The organism is Brevibacillus reuszeri (assembly GCF_002897295.1).
Taxonomy (GTDB): Bacteria; Bacillota; Bacilli; order Brevibacillales; family Brevibacillaceae; genus Brevibacillus; species Brevibacillus reuszeri_A.
In genome coordinates, this window is the sequence record NZ_BEXF01000051.1 from 1 (window position 1) to 11,030 (window position 11,030).

The 11,030-nt window shown below is 45.4% G+C and carries 13 protein-coding genes, 1 tRNA gene and 1 riboswitch; of the genes, 8 read left to right on the top strand and 6 right to left on the bottom strand.

Features of this window, described 5'->3' with window-relative positions:
• Positions 1–223, top strand: a 223-nt coding sequence (locus C3B52_RS37660; protein ID WP_235615957.1) for a hypothetical protein, incomplete at its 5' end; no start/stop codon positions are given.
• On the opposite strand, the gene C3B52_RS34535 is transcribed toward C3B52_RS37660, so the two are convergent.
• Positions 224–299 (bottom strand) — tRNA-Thr (locus C3B52_RS34535).
• Positions 300–545: 246 nt separating this feature from the next.
• Positions 546–1,415 carry a YitT family protein gene (locus C3B52_RS34540; protein ID WP_103110866.1) on the bottom strand — a complete coding sequence of 290 codons (870 nt, stop codon included), beginning with the start codon at positions 1,413–1,415 and terminating at the stop codon, positions 546–548.
• A gap of 273 nt (positions 1,416–1,688) precedes the next feature.
• Here C3B52_RS34540 and C3B52_RS34545 point away from each other — a divergent pair, with 273 nt between their 5' ends.
• Positions 1,689–1,985 carry a Fur family transcriptional regulator gene (locus tag C3B52_RS34545; RefSeq protein WP_103110867.1) on the top strand — a complete coding sequence of 99 codons (297 nt, stop codon included), beginning with the start codon at positions 1,689–1,691 and terminating at the stop codon, positions 1,983–1,985.
• A gap of 80 nt (positions 1,986–2,065) precedes the next feature.
• On the opposite strand, the gene C3B52_RS34550 is transcribed toward C3B52_RS34545, so the two are convergent.
• From C3B52_RS34550 to C3B52_RS34560, 3 genes are all read right to left on the bottom strand, one after another.
• On the bottom strand, positions 2,066–2,890 hold the full coding sequence (locus C3B52_RS34550; RefSeq protein ID WP_103110868.1) for a serine hydrolase: 825 nt from the start codon (positions 2,888–2,890) through the stop codon (positions 2,066–2,068).
• Between the two features lie 49 nt (positions 2,891–2,939).
• The gene (locus tag C3B52_RS34555; RefSeq protein WP_103110877.1) at positions 2,940–3,641 is read right to left on the bottom strand and encodes a copper homeostasis protein CutC; all 702 of its coding nucleotides are present in this window, start codon (positions 3,639–3,641) and stop codon (positions 2,940–2,942) included.
• 81 nt (positions 3,642–3,722) lie between these two features.
• Positions 3,723–4,727 (bottom strand): asparaginase, encoded by a 1,005-nt coding sequence (locus C3B52_RS34560; RefSeq protein WP_103110869.1) that lies wholly within the window; start codon positions 4,725–4,727, stop codon positions 3,723–3,725.
• Positions 4,728–5,045: 318 nt separating this feature from the next.
• Positions 5,046–5,089, top strand: a riboswitch (PreQ1 riboswitch).
• Between the two features lie 102 nt (positions 5,090–5,191).
• Here C3B52_RS34560 and queC point away from each other — a divergent pair.
• The 4 genes from queC to queF are packed head-to-tail and all read left to right on the top strand — an operon-like array spanning position 5,192 to position 7,605.
• Entirely contained in the window at positions 5,192–5,860 is a 669-nt protein-coding gene (gene queC, locus C3B52_RS34565; protein WP_103110870.1) for a 7-cyano-7-deazaguanine synthase QueC, read from the top strand.
• The gene (gene queD / locus C3B52_RS34570; RefSeq protein ID WP_103110871.1) at positions 5,857–6,339 is read left to right on the top strand and encodes a 6-carboxytetrahydropterin synthase QueD; all 483 of its coding nucleotides are present in this window, start codon (positions 5,857–5,859) and stop codon (positions 6,337–6,339) included. Before queC ends, queD begins: the two co-directional genes overlap by 4 nt.
• Positions 6,340–6,341: 2 nt before the next feature.
• On the top strand, positions 6,342–7,067 hold the full coding sequence (queE, locus tag C3B52_RS34575) for a 7-carboxy-7-deazaguanine synthase QueE (RefSeq protein WP_103110872.1): 726 nt from the start codon (positions 6,342–6,344) through the stop codon (positions 7,065–7,067).
• 40 nt (positions 7,068–7,107) lie between these two features.
• Complete coding sequence (gene queF, locus C3B52_RS34580; protein ID WP_103110873.1) at positions 7,108–7,605, top strand: preQ(1) synthase; 498 nt, start codon at positions 7,108–7,110, stop codon at positions 7,603–7,605.
• Positions 7,606–7,729: 124 nt separating this feature from the next.
• On the opposite strand, the gene C3B52_RS34585 is transcribed toward queF, so the two are convergent.
• Positions 7,730–9,430, bottom strand: a complete 1,701-nt coding sequence (locus C3B52_RS34585) for an ATP-binding protein (RefSeq protein ID WP_164685070.1) — start codon at positions 9,428–9,430, stop codon at positions 7,730–7,732.
• A 395-nt stretch (positions 9,431–9,825) separates the two neighbouring features.
• Between C3B52_RS34585 and hfq the strand changes: the two genes are divergently transcribed.
• Both hfq and C3B52_RS34595 read left to right on the top strand, forming a co-directional pair.
• Entirely contained in the window at positions 9,826–10,044 is a 219-nt protein-coding gene (gene hfq, locus C3B52_RS34590) for an RNA chaperone Hfq (protein WP_235615958.1), read from the top strand.
• 342 nt (positions 10,045–10,386) lie between these two features.
• The gene (locus C3B52_RS34595; protein WP_103110876.1) at positions 10,387–10,905 is read left to right on the top strand and encodes an acyl-CoA thioesterase; all 519 of its coding nucleotides are present in this window, start codon (positions 10,387–10,389) and stop codon (positions 10,903–10,905) included.
• Positions 10,906–11,030 lie beyond the last annotated feature (125 nt).

Genomic DNA, 11,030 nt, shown 5'->3' on the forward strand with positions numbered 1-11,030 from the left:
CGCCGCCAGCGTTCGTCCTGAGCCAGGATCAAACTCTCCAATAAAGTTTGTTACTGGTTCAAAGCTGGCAAATCATTTAATGATAGACTCATTAACGCTTTCGCTGTTCAGTTTTCAAAGAGCATTTTTGTTTGCGTTTCAAAAGCACGAATTTTCCTCTAACACATCCAAAACCACTCATCAACCGTATTTTTTTGGAAGAAAAGGCATTTGTGATATGTAGTGGTGCCGGCGATAGGACTTGAACCCACAACCCCCTGATTACAAGTCAGGTGCTCTACCAATTGAGCTACACCGGCATGGTGTCTATTCGTTTGTGTGAGCGTTTTTCGTATGTGTCCCGTTCACGAGATTTAATATAGCATGTCTGATTTTTAAATGCAATAGAAAATCTAAAAATAATTCATTTTAAATTAAAAAAACCTCTATCTTTAGGCAAATTCATGCTCAGATTAGTGAAGTACTATCACTCTCATACCTATAAAAAAGAGCCGCAACAAAATCCCGCAGCTCTTTTTGCATGATTATATATGAAAACTCACAGCTTATCCCACTCGAAAGCCTTCCCCTAAAACTTCTTGTGCAGGACATAAAATAATGAATGCATCCGGATCAACGGAGCGCACCATGATTTTCAACTTACTTACCTCACTCTGACTAACGACAGCCATCACGACCTTGCGTGCATCTCCGGTATATCCCCCGGCGCCATCCAGCAGCGTGACTCCCCGATCCAAATCGTAAAGAATAGCTTCACGCAAAGCGTCTGTTTCATTCGATATAATGTATGCCACTTTGGATGTATTCCAGCCCATCTGTACAATATCAATCGTTTTACTGGTTACAAAAAGAGCAATGAGAGCAAACAAAGCCTTTTCCGGGTCGAAGACAATTCCAGCAAATAAGATAACCAAGCCATCAAAAACGGCTACACAAACTCCCAAGCTAAGACCTGAAACCTTATGTAAAATCTGCGAAGCGATTGCAAAACCGCCTGTAGACCCTCTCCCTCGAAACACAATCCCAATCCCAAGACCGACACCAATTCCTCCATATATACTCGCCAGCAGGGGATTCGTCGTCAATGGCTGCAAATTACTTGTCAGCATGACACATAAAGGCAAGATAATCGATCCAACAGCAGCCTTCAAGCTGTATTGCCGATCTAACAGCTTTAGACCGAGCAGGAATAAAGGAATGTTGCACGCCCATTGAACAATCGCTGGTGAGAATCCAAACAGATTATGCAGGATGGTCGACAAGCCTGAAACGCCACCCGATGCAATTTGGTTGGGATTTAAGAATAAATTGAAGCTTGTTGCCAGCACCAGCGAGCCCACAAGCAGCATGCCGTACTCCATTGCTTTTCGCAGAGGACTATTCAATTGCCCTGAAGTTCGTCTATTTCGCGCCACACAGTCCACTCCCGACATCCATTTTCACATAGACAAAAGTCGCACATACACTATCATGATTTCGAAAAAAAGAAAACACTTCACGTTAAAGCATTACCGCTTTATTTCCCTTCATTATTACACAGAAAGAGATTGACTATTGTCCTGAGCTAAACGATAATTAACATTAGGTAATAATTATTTTAATAAAACTCCATTCGAAACCATTCTTGGATGAGCAGCCACCCAGATTATCCTTTCTGAATTTCTATAAAAAGAAAGAGGTGAGATGTCATGGACGAACGCATCGCCAATGTCACACAGCAGATAAAGCATCTAGGAAAACGCTTAACGGTCCAAAGAAGAGCCGTACTGCTTCATATGCTGACCTCCAATCAGTGTTTAAACGCTAAAGACGTCTATCACGCCTTGAAAAACGAGATGCCAAATATCACCCTTTCAACCGTGTATACATCCTTGCGCTTTTTTGTCAAAATGGGAATTTTAAAAGAGCATATCCATCCCGATTCACCGAACCAGTTTGAAAGCCTGGTCGCTCTTGATGCCGTCGAATTGAAGCAGGTCATGTAGCATGCCATCCCCGTAACGAAAAAAGAGGTAACCCGCTATTGATTGGGCTACCTCTTTTTTTAGATTAGGAAAGCAAGTCATTATACTGAACATGACTCACTTGCCGACGCGTAGTCGTATACTGCTTTCCCCAGCAAACCTAGCGTGCGCAGAGCTGCACTCGCTTGTACGTCCTTGGATAATGCTGTAATCGTAATTTTCCGTCCCGCCGCGATCAGCACGCCGACATCATGCTGTCTGCCTGTATCCCATCCCGATTTACACGGCAATTTCCACTCTGGAAATGCTCCTGCTTCAGCTTGGACGGGAAGCAAAGATGGCAGCCCGTTCACTACCTGTTGTTTGTCCATAATCGCTATCATCTCTTCGCATGCACGCTGTGACAAAAAAGCGCCTGACGCAATTTTCCCCAGCATGCTGGCAACATCCCCAGCCGTAATCATATTGTTTTCTGTGACATCAACTGGGTAGATCATCAGCTTGCGCGAATAGCGGCTTTGGTTCATTCCCAGATTGCGCATCGTTTGTTCAATCTGTTCCTTTCCAACCAAGTCAATCAGCATATTGGTTGCCGTATTGTCACTTTGGATAATCATCATGGTGATCAGATCACGAATGGTCAGCTTCAGGCCAGGCGATAGTGTGTACAAAAATCCTGAACCTCCGACCAGGTCCTCCTTGCGCAGTGTGAGCTGGTCGGAGACGGAGAACTGCCCGTTGTCTGCTGCTTCATAGACCGCTGCCATGATCGGAACTTTTATGACACTTTCGGCAATAAACCTCTCATCGGGCATATGTGAAAAATGCAGCCTCTGACCACCTGTTTGTCCCAGCTCTTCAACCACTACGCCCCAAGTTCCCTCGGCTTCCCCGATTATCTCGCCCAATCTTTTTTCGATTTCCACTGGCGTCATCCTTTCCCATGCAGCATGTACGATTCAAAATATTTCCTAATCATACATGTTTCGAAAAAGGTTCGCAGATTCCTTTCAGCTCGGATACTTTTTCTGGGTCAACATATCGCAGGGCTTGCCCATCCTCACGTACACCTGTGCCAAAATGAATTTCCCTGACCCCTGTTTTCTGGAGAAAATCAGCGATGTTGGAAAGCGACAAACCGCTGCCTGCCAAAATGTTTAGTTGGGTTTTTTCTGTGAGCTGCCGCAGCTGCGTGATGCAGTCAATACCCTCAATGGCACTCTTCTGTCCGCCTGAAGTGAGGATGCGACGTATTTGCGGATAATGCAGCAGCGTACGTGCAGCTTCGAGCTGATCGCTCGCTTCATCAAATGCGCGATGGAAGGTCACATCCAGCTCATCCGCTTCGGAAAGCACCAGCTCCAAGCCCTTTTGATCCAGCCTCTTTTGATCAGTGAGCATGCCAATAACAATACCTGCCGCTCCCAGCTCACGAATAACTCGCACATCCTCTCGCATGACTAGCAATTCATCATGGGTATAGCAAAAGGATTGGCTGTGCGGTCGCACCATGACATTAACCGGGATACGGACAGATTTGACGACTGCTTCAATCAATCCCCAGCTCGGAGTCAAGCCACCCTCCAAAATTCCTGTTATCAGCTCGAGCCTGTCTGCTCCACCCCGCTCGGCTCTTTTTGCATCCTCCACAGAGGTCGCAATCACTTCGATTAGCATCCATTTCCCTCCGTCCTCATGATCTGTGGACATCGTATACCCTTTTTATTCCAGATGCAAATAGACGAGCTTGCCCACGCTCTATTTTTTCAGCGTGAACACAGGTCGTTTTTCGCCAACAATCATCTGGTTATCATTTTTAATTTCCCGCGGAGTCAGTGCGTACAATCGTGCAATCGTTTCTTTGTTCTCATAATTGATCTGCTCCAGAATCGAAGCGATGACCAGCGGCCACACCAGCTCTGAGCCATCGATGACCTTGAGTGAGAAGCTGAGCCTTTCCTTTTTCAGCGCAAAACCGTACACCCCCATCGCTCCACCCTTGGCGATAATATTCGGATCAGTCAAGAGTGCCGTACATATGAAGTTATGACTCGCGATGATGTCAGGATTTTCGCTCATCCATCCGGTGATTTTCAAAACAGCCTCACGCGTTTTCTCATCCTCAATCAAATCAGGGCAGCCCAGCTTCAAGTAAGCGATCGCGATATGCTTCAGCGGTACAGCAAAAACGGGGAAACCACAGCCGTCTACGCCGAGCTGTATTTGATCTTTTGGGTACTCGGCCAAATAGGCAAACGTCTCCAGCGCTTCTTGCTGCGCGGGATGAGAATGCTCGTAGTAATCGTTTGTGGAAAAACCGCGCTCTTTGGACAAGGCGAGGAATCCAAGATGCTTGCCCGAGCAATTGTGAAAAAGGCGGCGTTTAGGCATTCCTTTCGAGACACAGGCAAGCTTAGGCTCTTCATTGAGCGGATAGGTCGGACATGTCAGCAGCTCGTCTTCTTTAATCCCGGTTTTGGCCAGGATTGACTCCAATCCTTCCATATGATACGTCTCACCACGATGCGATGCGGTAAACAAGGCCGCTTCTCTGCTTGTTAAACCAAATTTTCCATCAATATCTTGCTTGGCTACAGGAATGGCCTGAAACGGCTTCGCTGCGGAACGCAAAAAAGTGACGTGCATCTCGTCCCCGGCAGAATAAATAACCTGACCGTGCTCATTAACCCCACAAACAACGCCAAAATGAACATTTTCTAGTACTTCTCCACGGTACTCTTCAACTAGAAGACTGTAATTCACTCTAATCACCAACTCTACTTAAATATAGGAAAGCCAACTTTGTTATTCTCGTTACTCCAACGATGGTATAAAAATATAAAATATTCTCACAAAACATGCTTCAGAACCATTCAATTCCCGAACGTTTCCTAATTTTACAAAAGAATTTCTCCAATGGTGTTACTAAAAAATACTAGCAGTCACTTCCCTTTTCCGTCAAATTATTTTTTCCAGCATCAAGGAGTTGTGATCTTCCATCCCTAATGCCGAACATTTGTAGTATAATGACGACAGGCGTCTGACTGGATGCCAAACCGAATACGAAATCCATGCATGTGCATGGGAGAGGTTCGCGAACTCCCTCTATAAAAAACTAAGGTGGATAACAGTACCAGTACCTTACCCTTGGTATTGTTTTGTTTTTTTGCAGGAGCAAGTTCAAGAACTCTCTTTCTTCCATTACATTACTGAAGGAGATGGAGAGCATGAAAAAGGAAAAAGCCGTCGTTATTTTCAGCGGAGGGCAGGATAGTACGACCTGCCTGTTCTGGGCCAAGGAGCAATTCGGTGAAGTAGAAACCCTCACGTTTGATTACGGGCAGCGTCACAAGCTGGAGATCGAATGCGCCCAGCAGATCGCCCGTGAATTAGACGTCCCAAACACAGTATTGGATATGAGTTTGTTGAATCAGCTCGCTCCCAATGCCCTCACCCGCACAGATATTGACATCACCCAGGAAGAAGGCCAGCTGCCCTCTACGTTCGTGGATGGACGCAATCTCTTGTTTCTCTCGTTTGCTGGCGTATTTGCCAAGCAGCGAGGAGCACGCCATTTAGTAACTGGCGTTTGTGAAACAGATTTTAGCGGTTATCCGGATTGTCGCGATTCATTCGTCAAATCACTCAATGTGACGCTGAATTTGTCGATGGACTATCCGTTTGTGATCCACACGCCTTTAATGTGGCTGACCAAAGCGCAAACGTGGAAGCTGGCAGATGAACTGGGTGCCTTCAGCTATATCCGCGAAAATACCCTCACCTGCTACAACGGCATCAAAGGAGACGGCTGCGGCGAATGTCCTGCCTGCCAACTGCGAAAAGCCGGACTGGACACTTACCTTTCCACCCGTAAGCAAGGAGAACAAATCTCATGAGTGCAAACTTTGACTTCCGCATTGTCGACCGTATGCAAGCTTTGGGCACTCATATTCAAAAGTCACAGCTTCGCTACCATAACAAGCGTGTACTCGTCAGCAAAGAGTTTACCTTTGACGCTGCGCATCATTTGCACGCATACGAAGGAAAATGCAAAAACCTGCACGGCCACACGTACAAGGTTGTGTTTGGGATCAGCGGCCAGCCCGATGAGATCGGACTCGTCATCGATTTTGGCGACATCAAGCAGATTTGGAAAGAGCATATTGAGGTCTACCTGGACCATCGCTATTTGAATGAAATGCTTCCTCCCATGAACACTACTGCCGAAAATATGGTCGTCTGGATTTTTGAGCAAATGGAAAACCAGCTGCAATCCGAGACGTACCGCAATCGCTATAACGAAGCTCGTGTGGAATTCGTACGCCTGTTTGAGACGCCAACCAGCTACGCTGAAGCAAGACGGGAGTGGATGTAAGCATGAGCTCCATTCCTGTATTGGAAATCTTCGGTCCAACCATTCAAGGCGAGGGAATGGTCATCGGCCAAAAAACGATGTTCGTGCGTACCGCCGGCTGCGATTACCGTTGCAGCTGGTGCGATTCTGCCTTTACCTGGGATGGCTCCGCACGCGATGAGATCAAGCAGATGACTCCAGAGGCAGTCTATCAGGAGTTAATTCGTCTGGGACAGGACCGTTTTTCCCATGTCACCATTTCTGGGGGGAATCCTGCCCTCCTTGCCAGCCTGGATGGACTTGTCCAGCTGTTAAAAAAGCGCGGCATCCGTACAGCAGTGGAGACACAGGGGAGCAAATGGCAGAGCTGGCTTTCTGATATCGATGACGTCACGATCTCTCCCAAGCCGCCAAGCTCAGGAATGACGACCGATTTGGACGCACTGGACAAGATCATACATGCACTCGTAACAAGTAATCATCAGGGACTCAGTCTTAAAGTGGTTGTCTTCAACGAAGAAGATTTTGCCTACGCGCAAACCATTCATCAGCGCTATCCTGCTGTTCCTTTTTATTTGCAGCCAGGAAACGACGATTTGACTGCTACGGATACAGTCAACCTGCGAGACAAGCTGCTAGAAAGCTTTGAATGGTTGATTGATCGAGCGATGGAAGCGCCTGAGATGAATGACGCCAAGGTACTCCCGCAGCTGCATGCACTCGTCTGGGGAAATAAGCGCGGAGTGTAAACCATTTGAAAAATTAGAAATGAAACGAGGTTTATTGGATATGTCGAACCATCAAGAACGCGATTTATCTTCACTGACTCTCTTGGGTAACCAAGGCACTACCTACAATTACTCATATGATCCGAGTGTACTGGAGTCGTTTGACAACAAGCATCCGTATCGGGATTACTTCGTTAAATTCAATTGCCCAGAATTCACCAGCCTGTGCCCGATTACCGGTCAGCCTGACTTCGCCACGATTTACATCAGCTACATTCCGGATATTAAAATGGTCGAGAGCAAATCACTCAAGCTGTATTTGTTCAGCTTTCGCAACCACGGCGACTTCCACGAGGATTGCGTCAATGTCATCATGAATGACCTGATCAAGCTCATGGACCCGAAATACATCGAGGTATGGGGCAAATTCACCCCGCGCGGCGGCATATCGATTGATCCGTATTGCAACTATGGAAAGCCAGGAACGAAATACGAAGAGATGGCCAGCTACCGCTTGATGAATCATGATATGTACCCGGAAAAAGTGGATAATCGCTAGAGGTTTCATTATCGACTTATTTTAATAGATATGGGTGCTTGGCTCTGGCAAGTTCTTTTGCCAGAGCTTTTCTTTTTTCATCGTTCTAAATCTCTACTATTCTTATGTATATGTATTGCGTTATTTAGTGAACAACTGGCAGGCTGATCTCTATTGTTGTCCCTTTATGTTCTTCCGTAAAGATTTGGATGTTTCCTTGATGATTTTCGATAATCTTTTTACTGACCATAAATCCGAGACCCGTTCCGTTTTCTTTGGTTGTGTAAAAGGGCTGTCCCAGCTTTTCCAGGACGTGCTTGGGGATACCGATCCCTTGATCAATAAAACGAATAAAGGCGCGCTCCTCACCTTTGTCCAGCTGAATGTTCAGCTTCCCGCCTTGTGGCATAGCTTCAATGGCATTTTTGATAAAATTAATACAGACTTGCTTGATGTGATTTTCTTCACAATTTATGCAGACATCCTCTCGTATTGCGTCCGAAACAATTTGTACGTTGCACATATTCGCCTGTGCCTCAAGCAGCGTGATCACTTCTTTGATTAACAACGTAACATTTCTTTGTTGATATTGTGCCACTTGCGGCTTGGCTAGCATTAGCAGCTCACCTAAGATCAAGTCGATGCGACCAATTTCTGATAACATAATTTCGTAGTAGATGTTGTTTTCGGAGGATTCTGACTTTAACAGCTGCAAAAAGCCTTTTACGGAGGTCAGCGGATTCCGTATCTCATGGGCAATTCCTGCCGCCAATTCACTGACAACAGACAGCTTCTCTGTTCGAAGCAATAGTTCTTGCGCCTGCTTCTCTTCGGTAATATCACGTATGATAGCCGTCCAGCCGCTCAGCTGGTTGCTTTCGTCTCGAAGAGGAAAACAAGATATCTTTACCTTTCGCTCGTTTCCTGCCTTTGTTTTTCTGATGGTTTCATATCCTTGCATATTTCGTCCCAGTACAGCGTCCTTCCGATTTTTCTCCACTTCACCCTTTCTGTCTTCTGGAATTTGTGGTAGATCAATCGCCTGTAATCCTACAACTTCCTCTGCCGACCAGCCAAAAACCGTCTCGAACGATTCATTGACCCGTACTACCTGATTATCATCATTCATTATCAAAATAGGGTCTAAATTCCGTGTGATGAAAGATTCCAGTTGATAGTTGGTCGCCTTTAACTTGCTTTTGGCTTCTTGATACATTTGCTTATTTAGCTCAACGATTTTCCGCTGCTCTGTTTGGATAGACAACGAAGGGAATGCGAGGGGTCTTTTTCGATAAAGGGGTGATTTCTGCAATTCTTCATCGGTCATATAGTACTCGTGACTTCTCAAAATCTTATTTAAAAATGAAGCCGGTACCCGATTGCTATTATACGCGCAAACAGAAAGAACACCATGGCAGTTCACACTATGGTCAGCCATCGTTTCAAAATGTTCCATTTTCGAGAGAATCTCGCCCTGTTCTCTCCATTCCACATGCGCCCAAGTTCTTACCGTGAGATTTTTCGTCAAATAAGGACTTAAAATTTCACTAAAGTGCGATAAAATGGTGTCGCAATGAAAATCATCGTGGATTGCATAAAACTCATGACTATCATAAAAATGAATATCGTTCATACTTTCTCTAGGCATTACCTTTACAAGCTTTTGATAAATCTGCTCCAGACGCTGCGTGTTATCGATTACCAGCAAATGATGTCCCTTTTCGATTCCCGTTAAAACGAATGAAACTGCATTTTCCACGTAACTCTTTGGATCCTCGTAAAAGTACAAAATATGCCCGCTTGTAATTTGCATAATTTCGTTTAATTGAATAGTCTGGTTATTCACGTGGCACCTCATATCGATGTATTTTCGTGCTTGCTCAATAGTTTACCATACTATGTCATTATCTGATCTATAAACAAATACCTACTTTCTCACCACGATTTACGGGCAAAGAGTCCCAAACCATTCTTCTGAATTTAGAAGATATGACCCTAAAACCGATCGTTCTAATGAGATCCCCCCAAACATCAAGGGGCTTGCAAATATATTATACATCAACAATAAGAGTCCGAAAAAGAACCATCTATCCGCCCATGCAGGCAATAAGCAAGCGTCTATTTATTTGGGGTAAATATTTTAGCAAGATCCTATTTCACCGACATGCTTCCCTTTACAAAAAATGTTACTATGATAGTAAATCCGACTATAGAGAGAAAGGGATGTTTGCCATGAAGCCAATGAATCTGCAAGACTCTTATTTGCATTACCTAATTTCACAGGAAGTTCCCGTGACACTAATCACCAAAAATGGCGTTCCACTTAAAGGCACGATTGCCTACTCCGACTCGTATACGGTCACGATGCAATCACAAGGTAAGCAAAGTCTCTTTTTCAAAGCTGCAATTTCTACAATCACTCCGGTTAAATCCGTACCACTGTCGGAAATCTTAAAATAAGCCTTCCATAATTCGTGAGCCAACAGCCCTGTCTTTTATCCGATAGGGCTGTCTTGTTATTTGCATAATGATTTTATTCGTACTAGGATGGTGCTTGACTTGTCTCGTCGTGAGGAAACCTTCGCTTGGCTCCTGCCTGTTTTTGCAGGGATTTTTCTGCTCACGGGTATGATCTATTTAGTCTTGGTTGAAATCCGTGGAGACAAGTAGAAATACAGTTGAAACGAAGGAAATCACTCCTTTTGCATTTTTATGATTAATAATAAAATGGAGTGGCATAATAAAAGTAAGAATATTAAAATGATTGCTAATGAATTGTTAGTGAGAAAGGAAGTCTTCCCCATGACCGTTGAACGTTTTGTTCGAGAGTCTCGCACATTTAAAGCCAGCCATGTTCTGCCTCCAGACACGAACAATCACAACACTTTATTCGGCGGCAGATTGATGGCGCATATTGATGATGTAGCCGCGATCTCCGCAATGAAGCATGCACGGGGACCTGTCGTCACAGCATCAACCGACTCTGTCGATTTCCTGCAGCCGATTCGAGTAGATAATGAGGTATCCCTCGAGGCCTTCGTAACGTGGTCGCACAAGACCTCCATGGAGGTGTTCGTCAAAATCGTCGCGGAAGATCTACTCACCGGAATCCGCACTGTATGTGCAACCTCGTTCTTGACCTTTGTCGCGATTGGTGAGGATGGACGACCTACGACTGTCCCGCAAGTCGTTCCCGAAACAGCCGAGGAAATTTTCCTGCATGATGGCGCCGCCGAGCGGGCAGAAGCGCGTAAGCTCCGCCGAACACGCAGTAAGCATTTGGCTGATTTACTCGGAACCCGCCGTCCGTGGGAGCCGTAATCGAGTAGGAGGGGGTGACTAACCCCCGACCTCTCACACCACCGTACGTACCGTTCGGTATACGGCGGTTCATCTAAGTTTGACGTAAAAGAAAATACCTATCCTTAAGACTCTTAAGACCTTCG

Bases quoted from the DNA above. Each gene is read 5' to 3' on its own strand.
- C3B52_RS34545 (WP_103110867.1), top strand. From the start codon at position 1,689: ATGGACGAACGCATCGCCAATGTCACACAGCAGATAAAGCATCTAGGA.
- C3B52_RS34555 (WP_103110877.1), bottom strand. From the start codon at position 3,641: ATGCTAATCGAAGTGATTGCGACCTCTGTGGAGGATGCAAAAAGAGCC.
- queC (WP_103110870.1), top strand. From the start codon at position 5,192: ATGAAAAAGGAAAAAGCCGTCGTTATTTTCAGCGGAGGGCAGGATAGT.
- queD (WP_103110871.1), top strand. From the start codon at position 5,857: ATGAGTGCAAACTTTGACTTCCGCATTGTCGACCGTATGCAAGCTTTG.
- queE (WP_103110872.1), top strand. From the start codon at position 6,342: ATGAGCTCCATTCCTGTATTGGAAATCTTCGGTCCAACCATTCAAGGC.
- queF (WP_103110873.1), top strand. From the start codon at position 7,108: ATGTCGAACCATCAAGAACGCGATTTATCTTCACTGACTCTCTTGGGT.
- hfq (WP_235615958.1), top strand. From the start codon at position 9,826: ATGAATCTGCAAGACTCTTATTTGCATTACCTAATTTCACAGGAAGTT.
- C3B52_RS34595 (WP_103110876.1), top strand. From the start codon at position 10,387: ATGACCGTTGAACGTTTTGTTCGAGAGTCTCGCACATTTAAAGCCAGC.